The organism is Nocardiopsis rhodophaea (genome assembly GCF_039530945.1).
GTDB lineage: Bacteria > Actinomycetota > Actinomycetes > Streptosporangiales > Streptosporangiaceae > Nocardiopsis_C > Nocardiopsis_C rhodophaea.
This window is the reverse complement of record NZ_BAAAPC010000024.1, coordinates 65811-91009: the sequence shown is the minus strand read 5'-3', so window position 1 is coordinate 91009 and position 25199 is coordinate 65811. Positions and strand designations below refer to the sequence as shown.

At 70.2% G+C, this 25199-nt stretch carries 21 protein-coding genes; 12 read left to right on the top strand and 9 right to left on the bottom strand.

Translation table 11 applies throughout. The features are described 5' to 3' along the window. Positions 1-354: 354 nt before the first annotated feature. From ABD259_RS22595 to ABD259_RS22585, 3 genes are all read left to right on the top strand, one after another. Positions 355-1284: an NAD-dependent epimerase/dehydratase family protein gene (locus ABD259_RS22595; RefSeq protein ID WP_344165223.1), complete on the top strand. Its 930-nt coding sequence runs from the start codon at positions 355-357 to the stop codon at positions 1282-1284. A 62-nt stretch (positions 1285-1346) separates the two neighbouring features. Further along, a complete protein-coding gene (locus tag ABD259_RS22590) occupies positions 1347-2777 on the top strand; it encodes a methyltransferase (RefSeq protein ID WP_344165222.1) in 1431 nt (476 codons plus the stop codon). Positions 2778-2848: 71 nt separating this feature from the next. Then, complete coding sequence (locus tag ABD259_RS22585; RefSeq protein ID WP_344165221.1) at positions 2849-3913, top strand: methyltransferase; 1065 nt, start codon at positions 2849-2851, stop codon at positions 3911-3913. A 94-nt stretch (positions 3914-4007) separates the two neighbouring features. Here ABD259_RS22585 and ABD259_RS22580 read toward each other — a convergent pair whose 3' ends face one another. Together ABD259_RS22580 and ABD259_RS22575 are read right to left on the bottom strand one after the other, a co-directional pair. After that, positions 4008-5201 carry a globin domain-containing protein gene (locus ABD259_RS22580; protein WP_344165220.1) on the bottom strand — a complete coding sequence of 398 codons (1194 nt, stop codon included), beginning with the start codon at positions 5199-5201 and terminating at the stop codon, positions 4008-4010. Between the two features lie 113 nt (positions 5202-5314). Beyond that, positions 5315-5779 (bottom strand): RrF2 family transcriptional regulator, encoded by a 465-nt coding sequence (locus ABD259_RS22575; protein WP_344165219.1) that lies wholly within the window; start codon positions 5777-5779, stop codon positions 5315-5317. Positions 5780-6299: 520 nt separating this feature from the next. On the opposite strand from ABD259_RS22575, the gene ABD259_RS22570 reads away from it, so the two are divergent. Beyond that, positions 6300-6638: a DUF4326 domain-containing protein gene (locus ABD259_RS22570; protein WP_344165218.1), complete on the top strand. Its 339-nt coding sequence runs from the start codon at positions 6300-6302 to the stop codon at positions 6636-6638. A gap of 55 nt (positions 6639-6693) precedes the next feature. On the opposite strand, the gene ABD259_RS22565 is transcribed toward ABD259_RS22570, so the two are convergent. Next, positions 6694-9021, bottom strand: a complete 2328-nt coding sequence (locus tag ABD259_RS22565) for an FdhF/YdeP family oxidoreductase (RefSeq protein WP_344165217.1) — start codon at positions 9019-9021, stop codon at positions 6694-6696. A gap of 320 nt (positions 9022-9341) precedes the next feature. On the opposite strand from ABD259_RS22565, the gene ABD259_RS22560 reads away from it, so the two are divergent. From ABD259_RS22560 to ABD259_RS22550, 3 genes are all read left to right on the top strand, one after another. Continuing rightward, a complete protein-coding gene (locus ABD259_RS22560) occupies positions 9342-9545 on the top strand; it encodes a cold-shock protein (RefSeq protein ID WP_344107001.1) in 204 nt (67 codons plus the stop codon). Positions 9546-9742: 197 nt separating this feature from the next. Then, a complete protein-coding gene (locus ABD259_RS22555; protein WP_344107002.1) occupies positions 9743-10270 on the top strand; it encodes a GNAT family N-acetyltransferase in 528 nt (175 codons plus the stop codon). Positions 10271-10413: 143 nt separating this feature from the next. Continuing rightward, positions 10414-10863, top strand: coding sequence for an ACT domain-containing protein (locus ABD259_RS22550; RefSeq protein ID WP_344165216.1), 450 nt, complete (start codon positions 10414-10416; stop codon positions 10861-10863). On the opposite strand, the gene ABD259_RS22545 is transcribed toward ABD259_RS22550, so the two are convergent. From ABD259_RS22545 to ABD259_RS22525, 5 genes are all read right to left on the bottom strand, one after another. Next, positions 10830-11645: an SWIM zinc finger family protein gene (locus tag ABD259_RS22545; protein ID WP_344165215.1), complete on the bottom strand. Its 816-nt coding sequence runs from the start codon at positions 11643-11645 to the stop codon at positions 10830-10832. The genes ABD259_RS22550 and ABD259_RS22545 overlap by 34 nt on opposite strands. Beyond that, on the bottom strand, positions 11642-14827 hold the full coding sequence (locus tag ABD259_RS22540) for a DEAD/DEAH box helicase (protein WP_344165214.1): 3186 nt from the start codon (positions 14825-14827) through the stop codon (positions 11642-11644). Before ABD259_RS22540 ends, ABD259_RS22545 begins: the two co-directional genes overlap by 4 nt. 312 nt (positions 14828-15139) lie before the next feature. Continuing rightward, complete coding sequence (locus ABD259_RS22535; RefSeq protein WP_344107005.1) at positions 15140-15712, bottom strand: GTP-binding protein; 573 nt, start codon at positions 15710-15712, stop codon at positions 15140-15142. A 13-nt stretch (positions 15713-15725) separates the two neighbouring features. After that, entirely contained in the window at positions 15726-16103 is a 378-nt protein-coding gene (locus ABD259_RS22530; RefSeq protein WP_344107006.1) for a DUF742 domain-containing protein, read from the bottom strand. After that, positions 16100-16552: a roadblock/LC7 domain-containing protein gene (locus ABD259_RS22525; protein ID WP_344107007.1), complete on the bottom strand. Its 453-nt coding sequence runs from the start codon at positions 16550-16552 to the stop codon at positions 16100-16102. Before ABD259_RS22525 ends, ABD259_RS22530 begins: the two co-directional genes overlap by 4 nt. 206 nt (positions 16553-16758) lie before the next feature. Here ABD259_RS22525 and ABD259_RS22520 point away from each other — a divergent pair, with 206 nt between their 5' ends. Then, positions 16759-17961 (top strand): IS110 family RNA-guided transposase, encoded by a 1203-nt coding sequence (locus ABD259_RS22520; RefSeq protein ID WP_344165213.1) that lies wholly within the window; start codon positions 16759-16761, stop codon positions 17959-17961. A 5-nt stretch (positions 17962-17966) separates the two neighbouring features. Here the strand turns inward: ABD259_RS22520 and ABD259_RS22515 are convergent, their stop codons facing one another. Beyond that, complete coding sequence (locus tag ABD259_RS22515) at positions 17967-20378, bottom strand: sensor histidine kinase (protein WP_344165212.1); 2412 nt, start codon at positions 20376-20378, stop codon at positions 17967-17969. Between the two features lie 486 nt (positions 20379-20864). Here ABD259_RS22515 and ABD259_RS22510 point away from each other — a divergent pair, with 486 nt between their 5' ends. From ABD259_RS22510 to ABD259_RS22495, 4 genes are all read left to right on the top strand, one after another. Then, positions 20865-22022, top strand: a complete 1158-nt coding sequence (locus ABD259_RS22510; RefSeq protein WP_344107009.1) for an ABC transporter substrate-binding protein — start codon at positions 20865-20867, stop codon at positions 22020-22022. A 213-nt stretch (positions 22023-22235) separates the two neighbouring features. Beyond that, the gene (locus ABD259_RS22505; protein ID WP_344107010.1) at positions 22236-23180 is read left to right on the top strand and encodes an ABC transporter permease; all 945 of its coding nucleotides are present in this window, start codon (positions 22236-22238) and stop codon (positions 23178-23180) included. Beyond that, positions 23168-24007 carry an ABC transporter permease gene (locus ABD259_RS22500; protein ID WP_344107011.1) on the top strand — a complete coding sequence of 280 codons (840 nt, stop codon included), beginning with the start codon at positions 23168-23170 and terminating at the stop codon, positions 24005-24007. Before ABD259_RS22505 ends, ABD259_RS22500 begins: the two co-directional genes overlap by 13 nt. A 68-nt stretch (positions 24008-24075) precedes the next feature. Beyond that, on the top strand, positions 24076-25149 hold the full coding sequence (locus tag ABD259_RS22495) for an ABC transporter ATP-binding protein (protein ID WP_344107012.1): 1074 nt from the start codon (positions 24076-24078) through the stop codon (positions 25147-25149). The last annotated feature ends 50 nt before the right edge of the window (positions 25150-25199 follow it).

Genomic DNA, 25199 nt, shown 5'->3' with positions numbered 1-25199 from the left:
ACGGCCAGCTCAGTCCGGCCGAGTATGAACGTCGTCACGCCGCAGCAGCCGACAGCAGTCTGTCCGACCTGGCAGAGGCCGCGTAAAACCCAAGCTCACAGGCGTCTACCGAACCGAAGCAACTCCAGAGAACCGCTACATCGACGTCCCTGGTGAGCACTACACCCTCATGGGGCCCGAGCACGTCGCCTCGTTCCAGGCGATTCTGCGCGACGAACTGGACCGGAGGCTGAACGGAGCCTGACTGAGCGACGTAATGGCCGATGATCCTATGATTCTGGGGCCGTCGGTGCCGGCCCTCCTTCCCCAACCGGGGTCGGCGGCCCCCACAATCCAGCGACGCAGGAGGCGCACGTGTCCGCGACAAAGAAGATCCTCATCACCGGAGCCACCGGCCAGGTGGCCCGCGAAGTCGCCGAGAGCCTGGCGCACGACAACGAGGTGTGGTGCCTGGCCCGCTTCAGCGACCCCGACACCGAACGCGAGCTCCTGGCCCGGGGCATCCGCACCTGGCGCTGGGACATGGCCACCGACACGCTCGACGGACTCCCCGACGACTTCACCCACGTGCTGCACGCCGCCGCCTACCGCGGCGACGGCACCGACTTCGACGCCGCACTGGAGACCAACTGCGCGGCCACCGGGCGGCTCATGACCCACTGCCGCCGCGCCACAGCGTTCCTCTATGTCTCCACCGGCGCGATCTACGCCCGCCAGGAGCTCGACCACCCGCACGCCGAGACCGATCCCCTGGGTGGGCAGACCCCATGGCTGCCCACCTACGCGGTGGGAAAGCTCGCCGTGGAGGGCGCCGTCCGCGCGTTCGCCACGGCGCTCGGCCTGCCCACCACCATCGCCCGGCTCAACGTCGCCTACGGGCCGCACGGCCACGGCGGCGTCCCCATCCTGCTCTTCCGCCGCCTGCTCGCCGGAGAACCGATCGAGGTCCCCCGCGACGTCCAGAACTACTGCAACCCCATCCACACCGACGACATCACCCGGCAGGTCCCGCTGCTGTGGGACGTGGCCACCTCCCCCGCCCGCATCGTGAACTGGGGCGGCGACGACATCGTCGGCGTCCAGGACATGCTCACCTACCTCGCCGACATCACCGGCACCAAGGCACGGTTCGAACCCAGCGACGTCACCCGCGGCACGCACGCCTTCGACAACACCCGCCGCCGCGCCCTGATCGGCGACTGCGAGGTCGACTGGCGCAGCGGCCTGCGGCGCACGCTGGAGGCCCACCTGCCGGGCGTCACCGTCGCCCCCGAGCACGGCTGACCGCCGCGTCCGGTACCTCGCCCGACCCGGATCGCCCCCCACCTGCCCCTAGAAAGGCCAGCGTGTCGACCAACACCGAACTCATCCGCACCTCCTACGCCGCGTTCCAGCGCGGCGACATCGACGCCGCCCTGTCCGTGTTCCACCCCGACGTCACCTGGACCCACCCCAACGGCATGGCGGACTACGGCCTCGGCGGCACCAAGAAGGGACTCGACGAGGTGCGGGCGTTCATGGCCCGCGCACGCACCGTCTTTAGCGAACTCCGCCAGGAGCCCCACGAGTTCCTGGAATCGGGCGACCGGGTCGTGGTACTCGGCGTCCTGCACATGCGCGGCGCCCGCAGCGGGGTGGCGGGCGCGGTCCGCATGGTGCACTCCTGGCACTTGGCCGACGGCAAGGTGACACACTTCGAGGACCTCCACGACACCCACGACGTGCGCCGTATCGTCGAGCCGTCCGGCCCCCAGCACCGCCCGCGGCTCGACGCGCCCGACCGGATCATCGACGCGGGGCTCGGGTTCTGGACGGCCAAAGTGCTGCAGGCCGCCGTTGAACTGGGACTGTTCACCGAACTGGCCGCCGCCGGACCGCTGGAGGCCGAACAGCTGCGCGCCCGCCTCGGTCTGCACGGGCGCGGACTCCGCGACTTCCTCGACGCCCTGGTCTCCCTGGGCCTGCTGGAGCGCGACGACGGCCGCTACCGCAACCTGCCGCCTGCCGACACGTTCCTGGACGCGTCCAAGACCGACTCCTACATCGGCGGGCTGCTGGAAGTCGCCTCCCAGCAGTGGTACGACCCCTGGGGGCGGCTCCACGAGGCCTTGCGCACCGGCGAGCCCCAGGACAATATCCCCGAGGGAACGGACGGCCCCTTCGAGACGCTGTACGCCGACCCCGAGCGCACCCGCCGCTTCCAGCGCGCCATGACGGGCGGCTCCACCGGCAGCATCGCCGCCATCATCGACAAGATCCCGTGGAGCCGGTACCGCACCGTCGCCGATATCGGTTGCGCTGAGGGAGCGCTGATCAGCCGCGTCCTCCGCAGACACGAGCACCTCACCGGCACCGGCTTCGACCTGGCGGCGGTGGCACCGTACTTCGAGGAGACGGCCAGCGAAACTGGCGTAGGCGACCGCATGTCCTTCCAGCCGGGCGACTTCTTCACCGACCCGCTGCCCCAGGCCGACGTCATCGTGCTCGGCCACACCCTGCACGACTGGGACCTGGACACCAAGCGCATGCTACTCCGCAAGGCCTACGAGGCGCTGCCGGAGGGCGGCCGCGTCGTGGTCTACGAGGCACTCATCGACGACGAACGCCGACGCAACACGTTCGCGCTGCTGATGAGCCTGCACATGCTCGTGGAGAGCCCCAGCGGTTTCGACTACACCGGTGCGGACTGCCTCGGCTGGATGGCCGAGGCCGGATTCCGCGACTGCTACGTTGAACACCTGGCCGGCCCTGAGTCCATGGTCGTGGGCGTCAAGTGAGGCCGAGCACCACCAGGAACCCGGCAGTTAACGGGACACGGACGCCGGACACACGTCAAGGAGGACAGCAGTTGCCCGCTGAGGGGACCGATCAGGCGAAGCACCACGAGCAGCCCCGGCGGCAGGGGCGGGCGGAGCCGCCGGAGGCCGCCGCCCGCCTGCTGGAGATGCACGAACAGCTCATCCACGCCCGCGCGCTGCAGATCGCCGCACAGTTGGGGATCGGCGATCTGCTGGCCGACGGCCCCCGCACCGCCGCCGACCTCGCCACGGCCACCGAGACCCACCCCGACGCGCTGTACCGCATGATGCGCATGCTCGCCGCCCTCGGCGTGTTCACCGAAACCGACCCCGGCTGCTTCGCCCTCACCGACCTGGGCGTCGTCCTGCGCTCCGACCACCCCTACAGCGTCCACGCCACGCTGGCCTTCGGCGGGGCCACCGCCCAGGTGTTCCTGGACTCCCTACACAGCGTGCGTACCGGGGAGGCGACCTTCCCCACGACGTTCGGCACGTCCTTCTTCGACTACCTGAGCGACCGCCCCGACCTCGGTGACCTCTTCAACACCGCCATGCGGGAGATGAGCCGGCCGGTGATCAGCGCCGTGCTCGACGCCTACGACTTCTCCTACGCCCGGCGGATTGTCGACGTGGGCGGCGGCAACGGCACCCTGCTCAGCGCGATCCTGCGCACCGCGCCCGGCGCGCGGGGCTTCGTCTTCGATGCCCCGCACGTCGCGGAGCGCGCGCGGGACCGGATCCACGCCGACGGTCTCGCCGATCGCTGCACCGCCGTCGGCGGCGACTTCTTCCGCGAGGCCCCGGAGGACGGCGACCTGTACGTGCTGAAGTGGATCCTCCACGACTGGCCGGACGACCAGGCGGCCGCGATCCTGCGCGGCTGTCGCCAGGCCATGGCACCCGACGGCCGGGTCCTGATCATCGAGCAGGTGATCCCGCCCGGTGACACCCCCCACCCCGGCAAGACCATGGACTTCTCCATGCTCACCCTGCTGAACGGCCGGGAACGAACCGAGGAGCAGTTCGCGGCCCTGCTCGCCGCCGCCGACCTGCGACTGAACCGCGTCATTCCGACGGCCTCGCCGTGCAGCCTCGTCGAGGCCGCCCCCGCCTGAAGCGGACCCCGCCTCACCCGTCCGCGCTGCCCGACGACCGAGCCCCGTCCGCGCGAAGGGCGCCCGCAGGGAACCCGGGCGGTGAGGAGGGGGATCAGTCGGTGGCGAGCCACAGGTCGGGGCCGAACACCTCGTAGTGCACGGCCGAGGCGGGTATCCCGGCGGCGAGGAGCTGGGCACGCACGTCGCGCATGAAGGGCAGCGGACCGCACAGGTACGCCTTGGCGTCGGGGGGAACGGCGACGCCGTCGAGGTCCATCCGACCGGACCGCGCCGCGGGGCCGCCGGAGGCGTCCTCGTACCAGAACACACGCTCGGCCCCGGGGAGCCGGTCGACCAGCGCCTCGGCCTCCCCACGCAGCGCGTGAGCGCGGTTGGAGCGGTCAGCGTGCAGGAGCAGGACCCGGCGCTGGGATCGGGTCTCGGCGAGATGGTGCAGCATCGCCGTGATCGGTGTGCACCCGATTCCGGCGGAGGCGAGGACCAGCGGCCCCTCGCCGTCCTCCAGCTGGAGGTCGCCGAAGGGGGCGGACAGGGTCAGCTCGTCGCCCTCGCGGACGGTGTCGTGGAGCAGGTTCGACACCTCGCCGGGCGGGGTCGCGCCGCCCCGTATCCGCTTGACGGTGATCCGGCGCAACCCCGCTCCCACGCCGCCGGACAGCGAGTACTGGCGCAGCTGGTGTGCGCCGTCGGGGAGGGGAACCCGCACACTGACGTACTGCCCGGGGCGGGCCGCCGGGACAGGGGCGCCGCCCACGGGGCGGAGCGTGTAGGAGACCACGTCGGAGGTCTCCTCCGTGCGGCGGACGACGGTCCACGGGCGCCACGTGCGTCCGTCCACGGCTCCGGCCTCGGCGTAGAGACGCGCCTCCTGGGCGATGAGCGCCCCGGCCATTAGCCAGTACACGTCGTCCCAGGCGGCTTCGACCTCGTCGGTCACCGCGTCGCCGAGCACGTCCTTGATCGCGCCGAACAGGTACTTGTGCACGATGACGTACTGGTCGTCGGTGACGCCCACGGCGGTGTGCTTGTGCGCGATGCGCGAGAGGAGGGCATCGGGGCGCTCCAGGGGGTTGTCGAGGAGAGCGGAGGCGAACCCCGCGATGGACGCGGCCAGCGCTCGGCGCTGCTCCCCGCTGGCCTGGTTCCCCCGGTTGAACAGCCCGTCGAGGAGCTCGGGGTGCGCGGCGAACATCGTCGAGTAGAAGCGGTCGGTGATGGTGTCGAGCGACGCGCCGATGACGGGAAGCGTGGCCTGGACGACCTTCGCGGATTGCGCGGACAGCATGCGACCTCCATGGGGTGAGGGGACGAAACCCGTTGAATTGGAGTTTCAGATGCATATTAAGTCCCGTGGGGCACCCCGCCGCGCCGGGGCAGTGGATCCCAAGATTCAGCAGTTCACGCGGTGGATTCGGGCGTCCGCTCCTCGTGCTCCCGCCCCCGCAACGTGGCCAGCGCGGGACCGGTCGGGGAGGCCACCAGCGCATCCACGGTCACGGGATCAAGCGACGCGAAGAACGCCTCCTGGGCCGCGCGCAGCGCGGTCCGCAGCCGACACGCCGCCCGCAGCGGGCACGGCGGATCGTCCTCGCAGCCGACGACGTCCCCCGTCCCCTCCAGCTTCCGCACGATCCAGCCGACCGACGCCCGATGCCCGGTATCGGTCAGCCGCAACCCACCACCGCGCCCCCGACGCGCCTCCACCAGCCCCATCTCACTGAGGCGCGCGACCGCCTTGGCCGCGTGGGTGTAGGGCATAACGACCATGTCGGCCACGTCGCGGGTGGTCAGCAGCTCGTCCTCGGCCACGGCCAACCGCATCACGATGCGGAGCGACAGGTCGGTGAAAGCGGTCAGGCGCATGTCTCCACGTTAGGGGCAGGCAGCCGCTCACAATGTGCGGTGATCCTTCGCCTACCGCCGAGGGTGTGTTGACGGCCTGCCGGGCAGTGGATCAGGTGCGCCGCGGGTGAAAGACCGATGGGGAGGAGCAACCGGTCAGCCCCTTTGGAGACCCGCGATCCGCGGCGCGACGGGTAACGGAGTGTCATTTTCATGCAACGTTCGAGAACTTTCCGCAGTGGCTCCCGAAAAAAGAGAGACCGCTGCCGCCCAACGACCGCTGAGGTGGCCATTTTTGGCGACGGCCATTCCAGGCTGTCGAACGCCTGAGCAACCGCGCTCCGCTAACGCACCGTGCGCATCGTATTAACAGGACCCGCGGCGTGGCCCGGCGGCGTGATGGACGCAGCCGGGGGTCATGCTCTACCGCTTCGCGGCGGCCACGAAATCGACCGGCGGCTTCGACCGGAGTGGGGTCTCGGTCGGGTTGGAGTCTGCTGGAAGACTGGACCCACGATCACCACCCGACACGGACACGCAGATGCCCCAACGCATCCAGATGACCCGCCGACGCCCGTGGCGTGCCGACCATCCCGACGCCGTGGTGGTGAGCCGCCCCACCAAGTGGGGCAACCCGTTCCGCATCGAGGACTGTGGCAGCCGCGAGGCCTCGGTCCACGAGTTCCGGCGCCATCTACAGGAACGCCGAAACCCCCCTCCCGGGTGGGTCGACTCTGTCGGGTACCCGTCGGACAAGGAGATCCGTGCCGAACTCGCCGGGCATGACCTCGCGTGTTGGTGCCCCCTGCCCCAAAAGGGCGAACCCGACCTGTGCCACGCAGCGGTCCTGCTGCGCGTAGCCGCCGGTGGTGACCCGTGACCCGCCCCCACTCGCCGGTGCGCCGCACCGAGCCCGGGTCCCCGGTCCTCGCCGTCTAGGCTCCCGAGTCGGTTTCCAGACGGACGACGATCGACTTGGACGTGGGGGTGTTAGAGACGTCGGCGGTGGAGTCCAGCGGGACCAGCACGTTGGTCTCCGGGTAGTAGGCGGCGGCGCATCCCCTGGTGGTGGGGTATTCGACGACCTTGAAGTGGGGGGCGCGGCGGTCGATGCCGTCGGCCCACTCGCTCACCAGGTCCACATATTCGCCGCCCGTGACGCCGAGTTCGGCGCAGTCGTCGGGGTTGACGAGGACCACGCGTCGGCCGTCGTGGATGCCGCGGTAGCGGTCGTCCAGGCCGTAGATCGTGGTGTTGAACTGGTCGTGCGAGCGCAGGGTTTGGAGCAGCAGCCGTCCCTCGGGGACCTCGGGAGCGGTTATGGGGTTGACGCTGAAGTTGGCCTTACCGGTGGCCGTGGGGAACTTGCGCTCGTCGCGGGGCGCGTGGGGGAGGGCGAATCCGCCCGGGTGGCGGGCCCGCTCGTTGAAGTCGTCGAAGCCCGGCACCACGTGTTCGATTCGGTCGCGGATGCGGTCGTAGTCGGCGGTGAACTGCTCCCACGGGACCGCGTCGTCCGCGCCCAGGACGCGGCGCGCCAGGCCGCAGATGATCGCGACCTCCGAGCGCATCTCCGCGGACAGCGGGGCGACCTTGCCCCGGGACGCGTGCACCATGCCCATCGAGTCCTCGACGGTCACGAACTGCTCCCCGCTCTCCTGTACGTCTCTGTCACTGCGGGCGAGCGCGGGCAGGATCAGTGCGCGCGTGCCGGTGATGACGTGGGAGCGGTTCAGCTTCGTGGACACGTGCACGGTCAGCCGGCAGCGCCGCATCGCGTCCTCGGTGGCGTGCGTGTCCGGGGTGGCCGACACGAAGTTGCCGCCCACCGCGAAGAACACCTTCACCTGTCCGTCCCGCATGGCGCGGATGGTGTCCACCGTGTCGAATCCGGGCTCGCGCGGCGGGTCGAAGTCGAACTCCTTGGCCAGCGCGTCCAGGAATTCCGGGGCGGGGCGCTCGAAGATGCCCATGGTGCGGTCGCCCTGGACGTTGCTGTGTCCGCGCACCGGGCACACCCCGGCGCCGGGGCGTCCCACGTTGCCGCGCAGCAGCAGGAAGTTCACGATCTCACGGATGGTGGGGACCGCGTGCTTGTGCTGGGTGAGGCCCATCGCCCAGCAGACCACGATGCGCTTCGACGCCAGCACCATGGCGAGCGCCTCGTCGATCTGCTCCCGCGACAGCCCGGTGGCACGGGACACGTCGGCCCAGAAGGTCTCCTCGTCCGCCTCCAGTAGCCGCTCGGCGAACTCCTCGAAGCCGTGGGTGTGCTCCGCGATGAACGTCCGGTCGATGACGTCCGTGCCGCCGCCTTGTTCGCTCGTGTCGCCCTGCTCGGCGATCTGCAGCAGCAGGCGGTTGAACGCGCTGAACAGCGCGAGGTCCCCGCCGACCCGGATCTGCAGGAAGAGGTCCGTGAGCTGTGTGCCGCGCCCGATCAGGCCGCGGGCGGCCTGCGGGTTCTTGAACCGCTGCATCCCGGCTTCCGGCAGCGGGTTGACCGTCATGATCCGCGCGCCTGCCCGCTTCGCCTTCTCCAGTGCGGTGAGCATGCGCGGGTGGTTGGTGCCCGGGTTCTGGCCGGCCACGATGATGAGATCGGCCTGGTAGATGTCGTCCAGGAGCACGCTGCCCTTGCCGATGCCGAGCGTCTCGGTCAGCGCGAAGCCCGAGGATTCGTGGCACATGTTCGAGCAGTCCGGCAGGTTGTTGGTGCCGAAGCGGCGGGCGAAGAGCTGGTAGAGGAAGGCCGCCTCGTTGCTGGTGCGCCCGGAGGTGTAGAAGGCGGCGCCGTCGGGGGAGTCCAGCGCGCCGAGCTCGTCGGCGATCAGCCCCAGGGCCTCGTCCCAGCCGATTGGCTGGTAGCGGTCGGCGCCGTCGGCCAGGTACATCGGTTCGGTGAGACGGCCTTGCTGGCCCAGCCAGTAGCCGGAGCGCTCGGCGAGATCGGCGACCGTGTGGCGGGCGAAGAACTCGCGTGTCACCGCGCGACGGGTGGACTCCTCGGCCACAGCTTTGGCGCCGTTCTCGCAGAACTCGGCCGGGTGCCGGTGATCGGGTTCCGGCCAGGCGCAGCCGGGGCAGTCGAAGCCCTGCTTCTGGTTGACGCTGACGAGGGTGAGCAGGCCGCGCTTGGGCCCGGACTGCTCGCCGACGACCCGCAGGCTGTTGACGATGGCGGGGATGCCGACGGCCTCGCGCTGTGGCGCTTCGACCCGGGGGTCGTCCTGGCGCGGGTCCTCGCTCGGTGCGGTGGACATGAGCGGCTCATCCCTCTGTGAACACGGTGCCGACGTCGTTGTCTCTCTATCCCATTCTGGCACCGCGGGCGGCTCGCCGTCTGTCACCACCTCACCGCGGTGGCAGTTGCCCGGTGTGACCGCGCCCACATGACACGCGAGTGGCCTGTGTGGTACTGTCGCAGACAGGTTGCAGTCTTGATTTCGCCTGATCGCATGTGATCGCCCGCGGAGTTTTTGACAAGCGGGCGTTTTTCTTTTCTGAAGGAGAAGGTTCGCAGCACCTGCAGAGCCGCAAAGTGCGGGTCTGGAACTGATCTTCAGAAGGTAGGAGATCGCGCATGACGCAGGGAACCGTCAAGTGGTTCAACGGCGAAAAGGGCTATGGTTTCATCCAGCAGGACGCCGGTGGCCCCGACGTTTTCGTGCACTACAGCAACATCCTCGGCAACGGCTTCCGTAACCTGGAAGAGAACCAGCGTGTCGAGTTCAACATCACTCAGGGCCCGAAGGGCCCGCAGGCAGAGGACGTCCAGGGCGTCTAAGCCTGCGTTGCGTTACTCATAAGTCTTGCTGTGGGGGGCGCCCGGGGAAACCGGGCGGCCCCCGCGTGCGTTCCAGGGACTTGTGTGACCCTCAGCCAGAGGTGTGGGTGGGGGATGCGGCACCTGGGGCGCGGGTGGGGCCAGTGCCCCAGGCGCCCACCGTTTGGATCGATCCGCGCGCGGTTACGATTCGGGACATGACCGCTGAAGTGCGCACCGAACGCCTCATCATTCGCGACTGGGATATCTCCGACGCGGATGATGCCCTGGCTATCTACGGTGCCGAGGAAGTCGCCCGGTGGCTGACCCCCCAGATGCAAGCCGTGCGCGACTCCGCCGCGATGCGGTCGGTCCTGCACGCCTGGGTCGAAGCCCAGCCCAACCTCATTCCGCCCGCGGGCCGCTGGGCGATCGTCCGCGCCCAGGACGGAGAGCTCATCGGCGGACTCTCCCTGCGGCAGCTGCCGCCTTATGACGAGGATTTCGAACTCAGCTGGCAGCTCCGCCCCGACTGCTGGGGCAACGGCTACGCCACCGAGGCCAGTCAGGCGATCATCGCGTGGGCCTTCGACCAGGGCATCGAGGAACTCTTCGCCGTCGCCCGCCCCGACAACGAACGCGCCATCGCCACCGCCCGCCGGCTTGGCATGGAGTGGGTCGGGGAGACCGACAAATACTACGACCGCCGCCTGCAGGTCTTCCGCATTCGCCCGGCGGGCTCGTAGCCTGCGGGACGGGCACGGGAACGTGTCGACGGATCGACCAGTCATCGGATCTGTCGTCGCCGGCCGCGCTCGACCACCTTGCCCGCCCTCACCGCGCAGCGTGCGTGGAAGCGACCACGAGGAATGACGGAAGAAAGGGCCCCGTGACCACGGCCGAGCACGACCTGACCCGCCTGCTGACCGGAATGGAACCCGAACTTCGCCCCGGTCGCCACGTCTTCACCCGCGCCGAGCGGATTCCGCCGGGCGTGCACCCCATCGTCACCGTCGCCGAGGATGAGGCCCTGACCATCGTCTGCCCCCAAGAGGAGGCCGACGCTACGGGCCTGCCATACGACTACGTGGCCGCGTGGATCACCCTGAGAGTCCACTCCGCCCTACACGCCGTTGGCCTGACCGCCACCGTGGCCGGTGTCCTGGCGGAGGCCGACATGTCGTGCAACGTCGTCGCCGGGTACTACCACGACCACCTGTTCGTCTCCCACGCCGACGGCCCCCGGGCCGTGGACCTCCTTCGGTCCGTCGCCGCCCGTTCGGCGACCGGGACGGCGCCCCCTCCCTACGGGCCGTCGGGGGCGATCAGCCGCTCGTAGAGCGGTTCCAGCTCGCGTACCAGTGCTCCGTCGTCGTCACCCGGCGGGTCGGTTGCCAAGGCGATGGGCCGCGACGGCCCCTGGCGCACCGGCAGCGGGGGGAGCTTCGGGGCGGACCAGAACTCGGCGGTGGCCTCCGGTAGCGGCGGTGGGGCGGGATGGGCGGGATAGGGCAGGTCGGGGTCGGCCCCCGATTCCGCCGGCCCGAGCCGTGTCTCCGACGCCGTGCGGGCGCGCGTGCGCAGCTCGGAGAGGAACACGCCGCGTTCCTTGCCGCGCCAGGTCAACAGCAGGAACGGATCGGCGTCCAAGGAATCGGCGAGCGCGTACAGCGCCGCCGCGACGTGCGTGCACGGGTAACCCCACCCGGGGCAGGAACAGGTCAGTGTCAGGTCGTCCAGCCCACGCGGGAACAGGGCGATGCCGAGGATCTCGAAGACCCGCTCGACCTCCGGAGGGAGGTGGCCCGCCAGGAGCGGGGCGCGGAACAGGGGCTGCCCCGCCAGCGCCGCGATCACCGTCGCCCACTGCTCCTCATCCAGCGTCGGCAGAATCAGGCTGACCCGGTACGGACCGGAACGGGACCCCCGCACCTCTGCACGCGCCTCGCCCGGTGCCACCTTGACGCCCCGCACCGCCCCCGGGGCCGCGTAGCCGCCTTCGCGTGCCAGCCGTCCGGCCTCCGCTCCCGATTCCATCGCCTCGACGAACCGGCGCGACCACCACGACCGCCTTCCACCGGCCCCGCCACCACGCACGCTGCGCGCGTCGCCCACGCTCATCCGGCCACCGCCTCCGGAGCAAGCCGGACCACCTCGCGCAGTTGCTCGGTAGACAGCTCCGCCAGCCAGTCCTCGCCTGTGGCGATCACGCCCTGGGCCAGCGCCTTCTTGCGCTCGATCATCTCGTCCACGCGCTCCTCCAGCGTCCCGACGCAGATCAGCTTGCGCACCTGGACGTCGCGCCGCTGCCCGATACGGAAGGCCCGGTCGGTGGCCTGGTCCTCCACCGCCGGATTCCACCACCGGTCGATGTGCACGACCTGGTTAGCCGCCGTGAGGTTCAACCCGGTACCGGCCGCCTTCAACGACAGCAGGAACACCATCGGCTCGGTGGAGCTCTGGAACCGCTCCATCATTTCCTCCCGTCGGGCACGCGGCGTTCCGCCGTGCAGCCACAGCACCTCACGGCCCAACCGCTCCGCCAGGTAGGGCGCCCACCGGTCGCCCAACGCCGTGTACTGCGTGAAACACAGCGCCTTGTCTCCCTCGGCCAGAGCCTCCGCCAGCAGCCCCGCTAACCGCTCCAGCTTCCCCGATCGGCCGGCCAGCCCCGACCCGTCGCCGAGGAACTGCGCCGGATGGTTGCAGATCTGCTTGAGCCGCGCCATCGTCGCCAGCACCAGCCCCTTGCGCTGGATGCCGTCCGCGCCGTCGATCCGCTCGGTCATGTCGTCGACCGCCGCCCTGTACAGCGACGCCTGCTCGGGCGTGAGCGTGCACCAGCTGCGCATCTCGTGCTTCTCGGGCAGGTCGGAGATGATCGACCGGTCGGTCTTGAGCCGGCGCAGGATGAAGGGTCCGGTCATCCTCTTCAGGAGCGCGGTGCTCTCACCTCCACCGGAGCCGTCCCCCTTGGACGCCTCCTGCTCCACCCGATTGGCGATGCCGTGCTGGAACGCCGCCTGCGAGCCCAGCAGGCCCGGATTAGCGAACTCCATGATCGACCACAGCTCGCCGAGATTGTTCTCCACGGGCGTGCCCGTCAGCGCGATCCGGCACTCGGCGTTCAGGTCGCGTACCGCCCGAGCCTGCCGGGTTCCGCTGTTCTTGATCGCCTGCGCCTCGTCGCACACAACGCGGTGCCACGGCATCGCGGCCAGCTCGTCGGCGTCGCGCAGCACCACTCCGTAGGTGGTCACGATCAGGTCAGTGGAGCCGACGACCCGGGCCAGCGCGTTCCCGTGCGGCCGATGGGTTCCGTGGTGGACGTGCACCCGAAGGTTGGGGGCGAAGCGTTCCGCTTCGCGCTGCCAGTTGCCGACCAGCGACACCGGGCAGATGAGTAGCGTCGGGCCGTGTGCCCACGCCTCGCTGCTCCGCCCCGCACGCGCCTTCGCGTCAGTGAGCAGGGCCAGCAGCTGCACGGTCTTGCCGAGCCCCATGTCGTCAGCGAGGATCGCGCCCAAACCGAGAGAGCCGAGGAAGCGCAGCCAGGCGGCACCGCGCTGCTGGTAAGGGCGGAGCGAGCCGTCGAAGTCGGTGGGCGTCGACATCGGGGTGAGTCGCGCCTCCGTCGCCCCGCTGAGCAGGGCACCGAGCGCGCCGTCGGCATCGACGCCGGTGACGGGCAGGGGCGCCGCGTCCGGTGCCATCGCCGCCCGCAGTGCCTCGTCGCGGCGCATGGTGCCGCGGCCCCGGCGGCGCAGGAAGTCCAGCGCGGTGCGCACATGCGCCGGGTCGACTTCCACCCAGTTGCCGCGCAGTCGGACCAGAGGCTGCTTGAGGCGGGCGAGTTCGGCAAGTTCGCCGAGGTCCACCGGCTCCTCGCCGAGGACCGCCTCGAAGGAGAAGTCGACCAGGTCGGCAGGGCTGATCCCGCCGCGGCCGGACGGCCGCGGCTGCTCGCGTGCGGTCAACCTGAGCCCCAGCGTGCTCCGTCCCGACCACTCGGGCAGCACGACCGCGAATCCGGCCGCACTCAGGCGCGGGGCGGCATCGCGGATGAAGGCGTAGGCGCCGCCGGTCCCCATGGTGATGGCGGACGGGGCGAGCTCGCGCAGGGCGCTGTGCACGGCGGGATAGTGCCGGGCCGCACGGGCCAGGTCGCGCAGGACGGTGGACTCGACATCTTCGGGGAGCCACGTGCGGCCCTCGCCCAACCACAGGTCAGCGAGCGGCAGTTGCAGGCTCGGGTCAGCGCTGGACTGCACCCAGAACTCCACGCGCCACACCTCACCGCCGCTGGACGTGTGCCGAGCGGAGGTCTGCCCTGTGCCGGCGTCGCGGGTGTCCTGGGCCGTGCTGCTCTTCGGGGCGGAGACGTCCGTGCTGCCGTCGCGTTCCGGCTCGACCAGCCGGAACAGGAGCCGCGCCCGTCCGCGGGGGCGGTGGGCGGCGCGGTGCCACTCCTGGAGCCGCGCTGCGAGTGCCGCGGTTCCCGCGGCCGTCCGGTATGCGGAATCTTGGCTGGTCAGAGCCGTCGTCAGCGCCGATCGTCCGCGCTGTTGGCCCCGCGCGAGCGAGCCGAGCCGATCGCGCGCGGCGGCGTCCAGCAGGTCGCACAGCGCGGAGGGGACCAGCTCTCCCGCCTCCGTCCCGTGGGGGTCCAGATGGGCGCGGGCGACCGGTGGGAGCGCATCGGTGAGGCCACGGAGGTGCCGCGCGTCAGGGTCGCAGAGCACGGGCCGCCACACTGCGCGGGGCGGGTCACCGATGATCCGGGGGAGGACCCGGCCTTCGGAGACGAGCCGCGATGCGAACTGGTGCACCGCGATGAGGTGGTGCACCCCCGGGCCGAGGGCGAGGTCGCCCACGTCATGGGCCGTGGGGGAGCCCGCGCGGGTTGTCGAGGCGCTCATCAGCGCGGTGAGCGTCGTCGATGCCGCGGTCGGGGGAATGCGCACGGCGGGGATCCGCCACCGTCGGAGCCGGGGCTCGGAGACCGCGGGGGCGCCGCCGATTGGGCCGAGTGCGGGGGAGGGGAGGGGGTGGGTCGGCGAACCGGGGAGAAAAAGTTCTACCTCCGCCGGTAATGCCGCCGTGCCACCGGCCGTCTCGGTCAGGGAAGTGATCGCCGCCCGCAGCCGGGCGTGGTCCGCCGCATAGGGGTGGGGCCGGATGGCCTCCTGGGAGGTCGTCCGGGCGGGGAGCGCGGCGTCCTCGCCCCACAGGACCAGGGAACCGCCGCCATCCGCGGCCCCGCCGCCGGCCGCCCTCTCCCAGAGGCCGTGCAGGACCAGCAACCTCGGTCTCCCCCTTAGTCTCCATGGCGCCTGGGGACCTGACCGACCATGCGGCCGCACCCCGAACCGCGACCCTACCGGGCCGTTGACCCGGCTGAAGCCCGTCCCGGCGGGCGCCCGTGACGTTCGTGCCTGGGCTCCACGGAGGAACCCCTGGTGGTCAAATCTGACCACCAGGGGTGAATCTACAGTGTAAAGGTGGCCGTGGGGAATAACTTTATCCCCACGGCACATACCGCGCGGCTACGCCGCACGCTCTCCCAGCGCACCGCAGTGCCAGCCGGTCAGCGGTCAGCTGGGCCCCTCCTTTTCTCAGGTGCCGGACAGTTCCAGTTCCAGCACGTGGGACACCAGGTCGACCATCACGGCTTTGACCGACTCCCGCTCACGCGCGTCGCAGAGCATCACCGGCACGTTGCCATCCAGGTCCAGGGCGATCCGCACGTCGTCGGGCGCATGGGACGTATGGCCATCGAAGCAGTTCACCGCCACCACGAACGGCAGCTGCCGCTGCTCGCAGAAGTCGATTGACTCGAAGGAGTCCGCAAGCCGCCGGGTGTCGGCGAGCACGATCGCGCCCAGGGCGCCCTCGGCCAATTCGTCCCACATGAACGCGAAGCGCCCCTGCCCGGGGGTGCCGAACATGTAAATGAGGGTGCGCTCGTCCAGCGTGATCCGCCCGAAGTCGAGCGCGACCGTGGTCGTGTTCTTGTCCTCGACCCCCTGAAGGTCGTCGACGCCGATGCTCTCCTCGGTCATCACCTCCTCGGTGTGCAGCGACTCGACCTCGCTGAGCGCGGCTACAAGCGTGGTTTTTCCGGCTCCGAACCCACCAGCGACGAGGATCTTGAGGGTGTCGGGAACGATTCCCCCGTTGTCGGACATAAGGTGTCCCCCTTCACAGCGCGCGGATGCGCTCGATGACGGATCGCAGAGTCTCAGCGTCGGGTCGGTGCAGCTGCCACGGCGAGGCGTGCACCATGACGTGCCCGCGGTCGAGCAGGTCGGATATGAGGATTCGCAGGACCCCGAGCGGCAGGTCGGTGTGCGCGGCGATCTCGGCGACCGATACGGGCCGCGCGCACTCCCGCATGATCGACAGGTGTTCCGGTTCCAGCTCGGCGGGTTCCATCGTGGGGACCGCGACCACCTGGGAGGTCATGGCGAAATCGGAGCGGGAAGGGCGGGTACGGCCTCCGGTGAGCGAGAAGGGCCTGATCAGCCGCCCGTCGTCGGCGGCCGTCGGGCCGTGGTCATCCACCTCCACGGTGCTCACTCACCCAGGTCAGTCTCAGCCGCTCCCGGTCGCCGACCCGCTGAACGGGGCAGCGCGGACAGGTAGGGGCCGACCTGCCGCACGAGCCGGTTGATCTCGTAGGCGACCTGACCGATGTCGCAGTTGGAGTCGGCGACCAGGCTCAGGTGGGCGCCGTACCCGGCGGCCAGCACGAAGAGGAAGACGCTGTCCATCTCCACGATGGTCTGCCGCACCTCCTCCGCCCCCAGCTGCTTGCGCGCGCCCTTGGCCAGGCTGGAGAAGCCCGAGGTGATCGCGGCGACGCGTTCGGCGCGGTCGCGGTCGATGCCGGCCGATCCGGAGAGCATCAGCCCGTCGGCGGAGACCAGGACCGCTTCTCGGGCACCTGCGACCCGATCCACCAGATCGGTCAGCAGCCAGTCCAGGTGCGCGGACGCGGTCGGGGGAGTGGTGGTCGCCTCGTTCATCGGCTCTCCGTAAGTTGTTAGGCGGCCCGGGAGGGCCGGGTGTGGCTTATCGGTTCTTGTCATCAGTGGCTTCCGAGGAGTGGCCGCCCGACCCTCCGGGGCGCTCCGGTCGCTGATTGAGATCCGTGCAACGGTCGCTGTTTACGGAGATGACGACGGGGTGTTCCACGGGCCGACGGCACGAGGTCGAACGCCTGGAGGAACGGATGACACAGCCCCGGCCGAAGGTGTGGGTCGGTATCGACGCGGGCAAGGCCCACCACTGGGCAACCGCCATCGACCACACCGGCGCCACCGTGTGGTCGAAGACCATCCCCAACGACGAGCCCGCGATCCTGGACGCCCTCGCCGAGATCCAACCCCTGGCCGAAGAGGTCGTGTGGGGGATCGACATCTCCGGTACCGCCTCGGCGCTGCTGCTGGCCCTGCTCGCCGCCCACGGCCAGCGGCCCCTGTATGTGCCCGGACGCACCGTCAACCGCATGTCCGGCGCCTACCGGGGCGAGGCCAAGACCGACGCCCGCGACGCCTACGTCATCGCCGAAACGGTGCGCATGCGCTCCGACTTCGCGCCCATCGACGTGCCCGCCGAGACCGTCCGGTCCCTGGCCGTGCTGACGGGCTACCGCAACGACCTGACGGCCGACCGCGTGCGGGCGGTCAACCGGCTCCGCGACGCGCTGTGCTCGATCTTCCCCGCTCTGGAACGCGCCTTCGACTACTCGTCGGCCAAAGGCCCCCTCGTGCTGCTGACCGGGTACCAGACCCCCCGCGCGCTGCGCGGGACCGGCCGGACGCGGTTGGAGACCTGGCTGCGCAAACGGGGAGTGCGCGGCCCCGGCTCCATCGCCGCCACGGCGATGGAGGCCGCCGCCTCCCAGCGCGCCCAGGTGCCCGGCGAAGCCGTGACGGCGTCGATCGTGGCCGACCTGGCCCAGCGGATCCTGGACCTGGACGAGCGGCTCACCGACACCGAGAAGCAGATCCGCGAGGTCTTCCGCGGGCTGGACACCGCGGAGATCATCGAGTCCGTGCCCGGGTTCGGGCCCATCCTGGGGGCGGAGTTCATCGCTGCGGCCGGTGACCTGTCCGGCTACCGGGACGCGGGCCACCTGGCCTCGGCGGCCGGGCTGGTGCCCGTGGCGCGGGACTCCGGGAGACGGACCGGCAACCTGCACCGGCCCAAACGCTACAACCGCGCCCTTCGGCGGGTGTTCTTCATGTCCGCCCTTTCCTCCCTCAGGGTGGAGGGGCCCAACCGGGAGTTCTACCAGCGCAAGAGGGCTGAAGGACTCAAGCACGTCCAGGCGGTGATCGCGCTGGCCCGGCGTCGGGTGAGCGTGCTGTGGGCGCTGCTGCGGGACGGGAGGGTGTTCACCCCCGTCCCACCGGTCCCGCTGGCGGCTTGACAACTTCATTGAGACTCCTCGGTGTTGGTCATATCGTCTCCGGTTCCGCGGTCGGAGCGCCTGCCCTCGCGGATACCCGTTTGGAGGGCGCTCATCATGTCGCGGATCTCCTCCAGCGGACGCGCCGCGTCCGCTGCCTCGGTCGTCGGTGCCTCGGTCGATGGAGCGGGGAGGGAGTTGCCCTGGCGCCGGGACGTGCGGATACGCCGCGGTAGCCCCTTGTAGGTGTCGCCGGTGGGGGCGGCGGGGGACGGGGGCGTGGCGTGGTCCGCGGCCGCGGTGTCCAGGCGCGGGGAGGCTACGGGAGCCTCCGGGGCGGGGGAGAGTGGCGGTGATGCGGAGGGTATCGGCGGCCGGGCGGGCGCGGGCGTCGGGGCGTCGGTGTTGGTGGGGGTGGGGTGGTCTGTGGCAGTGCTCGGCTCGGCGCCGCCCTGCGACGCTTCCTGGGCCGCGCTGGGCTGGGAGGGCGCGTCGGTCTCGGGGCGCTGGTGGTCCCCCGTGTCGCTGCCGACGATGACCTGCGGCGGCAGGACGACGATGGCCTGCGTCCCGTTGTAGGGGGAGGGCCGCAGCGTCACCTTCAGGCCGTGCCGGTCGGCGATGGTCGCGATGACGAACAGCCCGAGCTGGGAGTCCTCGCGCATGTCCGCCAGGTCGAAGTCCGGGGGCGCGGCGAGGAGCTCGTTGGCGCGCGCGTAGCGGTCCGGCGGCATGCCGAGTCCGCGGTCCTCGACTTCCACGGCGTAGTGCCCGTTGGCGAGGGGCTCGCCGCGCACGGTGACGCTGGTGTGCGGTGGGGAGAAGGAGGAGGCGTTCTCCAAAAGCTCGGCGAGAAGCCGAACGAGGTCGCGTCCGGCATCGCCCTGCAGAGCCACGTTGGGCATGGGCAGCAGCCGGACGCGCTGGTAGTCCTCGATTTCGCTGGAGGCGGCCCGTGCGGCGTCCTGGAGCGGGACGGGGTCGGTTGGGCGGGTGTTGCGGGTGGCGGTGCCGCCGGTGAGGAGCATCAGGTTTTCGGCGTTGCGCCGCAGCTGCGTGCTGAGGTGGTCGATGCGGAACAGCGATTCCAGGACGTCGGGGTCGGTCTCGGAGTGTTCCAGGGCGTCCAGTAGCCCCAGTTGGCGGTGCACGAGGGTCTGGGTGCGGCGGGCGACGTTGCGGAACAGGTTGCGGACGCCGCCGCGCAGCCGGGTCTCCTCGACCGCGGCGGTGACCGCGGCCCGCTGGGCGGTGTTGAACGCCTCGGTGACCTGCCCGATCTCGTCGTTCCGCAGGACGGGGATGTCGGGGGACTCCGACTGGACGTCGACCGTCTGCCCGGCGCGCAGGCGGGTGGTGATGGCCGGCAGCCGATTGTCGGCGTAGTCGAGGGTGGCCTCGCGGAGGCTCTGCATACGGAAGGCGAGCCGCCGGGTGAAGCGCAGCGAGAGGACCAGCGAGGCCAGGACGACGATGAGGGACACCGTGCTCAGGGCGATGGCACGCCACAGCAGAGAGGTGGCCTCGTTGTGGATGCTGGTGATGACGGCTCCGGTGCGGTTCTCCTCGACCCGCTGGAAGTCGATGTCCACGGCTTCCTTGGCGGCCTTCCAGGACTGGCCGTTGACCGGGACCGGGGCAGTGCGCTCCGGGGCGGTGGCGACGACCTTGTCCTCCAGGGACCGCACGGTGCGGAAGAACGCGCTGTCGGCCAGGTCGTCGAAGATCTCGCGTTCGCTGTCACTGAGGTCGGGGGTGATCTGGGAGTACAGGTAGCGCTGGGCCCCGACGGCGGAGGCGAACGCGGCGTGGTCGTCGGTGGTCCACTTCTCGGCCGCATTGGCGTAGGTGAGCAGGGCGTCCTCGCGCGCCAGGTGCTCGCGGGCGCGCAGCAGGGAGGTGAGGCTGTGCGTGTTGTGGGCGAGGTGGTCCTCGACGAGTTCGGCCTGGGCGTCCCAGATGCGCAACGCCTCCTCGATGGCGCCGTCGTAGTAGGCGGCGGCTTCGGCGCGGCCGGGGGCACCCTCGTCCAGGGCGGCGCGGTGGTCCTTGAGCCCGTCGAGGGTCGTGTCGAAGCGCCGGACGCGGGGCCCGGCCGGGGCGGGGGCGTCCTCGTCGATCGAGACTCGGAAGGAGTCGATGGTCTCGTCCGTCTGGGTGCGGATGCGCGCCATGGTGTCGTAGCGGGGAGTCCGGCTCTCGGCGCGGGCGCCCGCGATGTACTCCATGGTGTAGCGGCGCTCGGTCTGCAGCTCCGCGATGACATCGAGGACCGGCGTACCGACGTCTTCGGTGAAGGCGGCGGTCGCGCGCAGTTCGAGCATGTCCTGGACCAAGACGGTGGTGAAGACAGCCCACAGTGCGAGCAGGGCGGCGCTGGGCAGGAGGGACAGGGAGATCAGCCGCGCCCGGAGGGATCGGCGCTGCTCAGTGGGCATGGGGGTGCTCATCGTGGGTGCGGGTGGGGGGCGTATGAGACGGGTCAGGGGGTGTGGCGCCCGGCGGCGGGGGAGATACGCCGGGCGAATTTTTGGTTGGGGGGTTCGGGTTTCGGTCGGGGGTGGGCGTGGAATCTGGGGATGGAGCTTCAAGGTGTGAGGGTCTTGAGCTAACCGGTGATCGGCGAATATCGCAAGCTATGCCCGATGTGGGCATCCTGTGGCGTTTATGTCATTGAGGGTGATTTCTGCTGGTTGAAGCGATGGCGATGTTGGATATTCAGATAGTTTGTCCCTTTTTTCGGCATTGTCCGGGATGCGTTTTCGGAATCGTTACCGTTTCACCACATTTGCCATGGCATCGTGATGGCTTGCCCGCGCCGACCACCCGACGGTCGTCTCCCCCGAACTCACCCCCGTCATTCACCGTTCCCCATGACCGAACCCCCCACGGGGATCCCCGTCCCCGGTTGCAAAGGATGCGCAGTGCCCAACGATTTCACCCGACCCTCGACCCGGCGGAGCCTGCTCACCGCGACGACCGCCCTCGGCGTCGCCGGCATGCTCATGCTCTCGGCGTGCGGCGCCCCGCCCTCCCCATCCGACGACGACGGCGGTGAGGCCGCGAAGGCCACGTCGGCCGAGGACTTCGGCGGGATGGACGCCCTCATCAAGGCGGCCAAAGACGAGGGCGAGCTCAACGTCATCGCCCTGCCCCCGGACTGGGCCAACTACGGCGAGATGATCTCCACCTTCGAGGAGAAGTACGGGATCACCGTCAACTCCGCCTCGCCCGACGCCTCCAGCCAGGAGGAGATCAACGCCGCCGAGCAGAACGCGGGCACCGACCGCGCCCCCGACGTCTTCGACCTGGGGCAAGCGGTGGCCCTGGCCAACGCCGACAAGCACTTCGCCTCCTACAAGGTCGAGACCTGGGATGACATCCCAGACAACCTCAAGGACAGCGACGGCCGCTACATCGCCGACTACACCGGCTACATGTCCATCGGCTACAACGCGGACGAGGTGCCCGAGCCCAAGAGCCTCAGCGACCTGCTCGGCGACGACTACAAGGGCAAGGTCGCCCTCAACGGTGACCCCACCCAGGCCGGAGCCGCGTTCTCCGGCGTGGTCATGGCCGCACTGGCCAGCGGAGGCAGCGCCGACGACATCGAGCCCGGCGTGGACTTCTTCAAGAAGCTGAACACGGCGGGCAACTTCCTGCCGGTCGACCCGACCCCCGCCACCATCGCCTCGGGGGAGACCCCGGTCGTCATCGACTGGGACTACACCAACGCCCAGCAGACCGTCGAGCTCAAGGACACGGCGGACTGGAGGGTCGTCATCCCTGAGGACGCGGTCGTCAGCTCCTACTACTACCAGGCGATCAACACCGACGCCCCCAACCCGGCGGCGGCCCGCCTGTGGCAGGAGTTCGTCTACTCCGACGAGGGACAGAACATCTATCTCAAGGGCTTCGCCCGCGCGGTCCGGATGGGCGCCATGGAAGAGGCGGGAACCCTGGACAAGGACGCCAGCGCGCAGCTGCCCCCCGCCCAGGGCGATCCCGTCGAGCTCACCGAGGAGCAGATCGAGAAGGCGAACGGCATTCTCGGCGAGCAGTGGGCCGCAGCGGTCTCCTGACCGCCGGCCGCCCGTGCGTCGCGTGGCCCCGGTGCTCCGGGGGTTCTCGGAGCACCGGGGCCACGCGCGGAGTTCTCGCGACGCGCGCCGTACACCGCACCCGACCGTGCGGGCGGTGGTTCGCCCCGGCGGCGCGAGCCCGATCTCGCCCTGCTCCGCAGGGGTTCGATTCCTTTCCCCGGCCAAAGCCGGGGCATCTTCGAGGGAGACGCGGTGAGTATCCTCAACGACCCTCCGCACGCAGGGGCACCGGAGCCACCCGGCCCCGCGCGCACCCGCGGCCGGGCCGTGATCTGGCTGCGCACCGTGCGCGCCTACGCCGGAGCGGTTCCCTTCTTCGCCTTCGTGGCGGTCTTCCTGCTGTGGCCCACCGGGATCGTCATCTCCGGCGCGCTGACCGGCCCCGACGGCACGTTCTCGCTGGACAACGTCGCGGCCGTCACCGGATCGGTGCATCTCGCCGCCTTCGGCCGCTCGGTCTGGGTATCCCTGATCACCGCTCTGATCGGCGCCATCGGTGGCGCCCTGCTCAGCTGGGCCGTCTCCGCCGGTTCGGGTAGCGCTGGAGCCGCGAGTCGGCTGCGCCGCGTCGTGACCGCGTTCTCCGGCGTCCTCGCCCAGTTCGGCGGCGTCATGCTGGCCTTCGCGTTCCTGGCGACCGTGGGCCTGCAGGGGTGGCTCACCCTGATCCTCCGCGACGCCCTCGGACTCGACCTGTTCGCCGGCGGCAACTGGCTCTACGGCATGCCCGGCCTGGTCCTGGTCTACTGCTACTTCCAGATCCCGCTGATGACCATCGTCTTCCTTCCGGCCCTCGACGGCCTGCGCAAGCAGTGGCGCGAGGCCAACGAGAGCCTCGGCGGTTCCGCCTGGCACTACTGGCGCTACGTCGCCGGCCCCATCCTCGCCCCGGCCTTCGCCGGATCGTTCCTGCTGCTGTTCGCTAACGCCTTCTCCTCCTACGCCACAGCGGCGGCACTGGTGTCCCAGGGCGGGCCGATCGTGACACTGCAGATCCGCAACGCGCTGACCAGCGAGGTCATTCTCGGTCAGGCCGACATCGGTTATGCGCTGGCCTTCGGAATGGTTGTAGTGGTCGCCGTTGTCATGTCCCTGTACGCACTGCTGCAAAGGCGGACCGCGCGATGGCTGCGCTGACCTCGACCCCCGTGCCCGCCGCGTCCAACGGCGCCGCCCCTGCCCGCCGCCGTCGCGGCGGGACCGCCCTGCTGCGCTGGACCATCCTGCTGGTCATCGGCGCTTACCTGCTGTTTCCGCTGCTGGCCATGTTGGAATTCTCGACGCGCGGTCCCGACGGGCGCACCGCCGAGGCGTGGCTGGCGATCGGCGAGGACCGGCAGCTGCTGACGGCCATCGCCACATCGCTGCAACTGGCCCTCCTGACCGTACTGGGCATGCTCGTGCTGCTGCTCCCCACCATGGTGCTGGTGCAGCTGCGCCTGCCGCGGCTGCACCGCCTCCTGGAATTCGTCTGCCTGCTGCCGCTGACCATCCCCGCGATCGTCATCGTCGTGGGCCTCGGCCCCATCTACGCCTGGGTTGGCTACCTCATCGGCGACACCCCGCTCACCCTGGCGTTCGTCTACATCGTGCTGGTGCTGCCCTACGCCTACAGGGCGCTGGACGCCGGACTGCGCGCCTTCGACCTCACGACACTGGCCGAGGCCGCCCAGAGCCTCGGGGCGTCGTGGTGGTCGGTGATGCTGCGGGTGGTGGTGCCCAACATGCGCGCGGCCATCCTGTCGGCCGCTCTGATCTCGGTGGCACTCGTGCTCGGCGAGTTCACCATCGCCTCCCTGCTGAACTACCCGACGTTGCAGGTGCAGGTGAACAACATCGGCAAGCGCGACGCCGCCCTGTCAGTAGCGGTCTCGCTGGCCGCACTGCTGTTCGGGTTCGTCTTGCTGCTGGCTCTGTCCTTCGCCGGACGCCACCGGCGCATGACGAAAAGGGAGGGGCGCTGATGCGGCCGACACCGGCACTGCGGGGAGGGGACGTGTCCACGCGATCCACGGAAAGAGAAGAGGCGACGATGACGACGGCTGGGAGCGCGTCCGAGCGGACGGGTGCACGGGGCGTTCCGGTCGAGCTGCGGGGGTTGGTGCGCGCGTTCTCCGGGGTGCGGGCCCTGGACGGCTTCGACCTGGACATGGCACCGGGAGAACTGGTCGCGCTGCTCGGCCCCTCGGGATGCGGCAAGACCACCGCCATGCGGGTGCTGGCCGGGTTGGAGCGCGCCGATGCGGGCTCGGTTCACGTGGGTGGGCGGGACATCACCCACCTGCCCGCGAACCGGCGCGACATGGGGATGGTCTTCCAGGCCTACAGCCTGTTCCCGAACATGACGGCGCTGGACAACGTGGCCTTCGGGCTGCGGCTGCGCGGCCGCGGCGCGGGCGAGCGCCGGACACGCGCGGGGGAGCTGCTGGAGCTTGTGGGGCTGTCGGCCCACGCGGCGCACTACCCGCACCAGTTGTCGGGCGGTCAGCAGCAGCGTGTGGCGATCGCCCGCGCGCTGGCCATCGAGCCGCGGGTGCTGCTGCTCGACGAGCCGTTGTCGGCGCTGGACGCGAAGGTCCGCGCGCAGCTGCGCGACGAGATCCGGCGGATCCAGCTGGAGGTGGGGACCACGACCCTGTTCGTCACCCACGACCAGGAGGAGGCCCTGGCGATGGCCGACCGGGTGGGCGTGATGCGTGCCGGGCGGTTGGAGCAGATCGCTGACCCCGCCACGATCTACGCGCGTCCGACCACTGAGTTCGTGGCCGACTTCGTGGGGCTGACCAACCGCGTGCCGGGGCGTGCCGCCGACGGTTACGCGGAGGTGCTGGGCGGGCGCGTCCCCCTGTTGGAGGGCTCGGCCGTGGGGGAGGAGGTGACCGTGCTTCTGCGGCCGGAGGCGCTGGAGCTGGCCGTCGACGCGACCGCGACGGCGCGGGTAGTCGCGTCGAGCTTCCTGGGATCGCTGGCCCGGGTGCAGGTACGCCTGGCCGATGGCCGCCTGGTCGTGGCACAGGTAGCGGGTTCCCTGATCGCTGACCTGACTCCGGGGACCGCGGTGGCGCTCACGGCCCGGCCGGTTCCCGCGCTGGCCGCGGCCTCCTAGGCGCCATGTCCGCCGACCCCCGGATTCCCCCAGAAGATCTACAGTGTAAA

Bases quoted from the DNA above. Each gene is read 5' to 3' on its own strand.
- ABD259_RS22555 (WP_344107002.1), top strand. From the start codon at position 9,743: ATGACCGCTGAAGTGCGCACCGAACGCCTCATCATTCGCGACTGGGAT.
- ABD259_RS22570 (WP_344165218.1), top strand. From the start codon at position 6,300: ATGCCCCAACGCATCCAGATGACCCGCCGACGCCCGTGGCGTGCCGAC.
- ABD259_RS22535 (WP_344107005.1), bottom strand. From the start codon at position 15,712: ATGTCCGACAACGGGGGAATCGTTCCCGACACCCTCAAGATCCTCGTC.
- ABD259_RS22495 (WP_344107012.1), top strand. From the start codon at position 24,076: ATGACGACGGCTGGGAGCGCGTCCGAGCGGACGGGTGCACGGGGCGTT.
- ABD259_RS22580 (WP_344165220.1), bottom strand. From the start codon at position 5,201: ATGCTGTCCGCGCAATCCGCGAAGGTCGTCCAGGCCACGCTTCCCGTC.
- ABD259_RS22520 (WP_344165213.1), top strand. From the start codon at position 16,759: ATGACACAGCCCCGGCCGAAGGTGTGGGTCGGTATCGACGCGGGCAAG.
- ABD259_RS22565 (WP_344165217.1), bottom strand. From the start codon at position 9,021: ATGTCCACCGCACCGAGCGAGGACCCGCGCCAGGACGACCCCCGGGTC.
- ABD259_RS22500 (WP_344107011.1), top strand. From the start codon at position 23,168: ATGGCTGCGCTGACCTCGACCCCCGTGCCCGCCGCGTCCAACGGCGCC.
- ABD259_RS22515 (WP_344165212.1), bottom strand. From the start codon at position 20,378: ATGCCCACTGAGCAGCGCCGATCCCTCCGGGCGCGGCTGATCTCCCTG.
- ABD259_RS22560 (WP_344107001.1), top strand. From the start codon at position 9,342: ATGACGCAGGGAACCGTCAAGTGGTTCAACGGCGAAAAGGGCTATGGT.
- ABD259_RS22545 (WP_344165215.1), bottom strand. From the start codon at position 11,645: ATGAGCGTGGGCGACGCGCGCAGCGTGCGTGGTGGCGGGGCCGGTGGA.
- ABD259_RS22575 (WP_344165219.1), bottom strand. From the start codon at position 5,779: ATGCGCCTGACCGCTTTCACCGACCTGTCGCTCCGCATCGTGATGCGG.
- ABD259_RS22525 (WP_344107007.1), bottom strand. From the start codon at position 16,552: ATGAACGAGGCGACCACCACTCCCCCGACCGCGTCCGCGCACCTGGAC.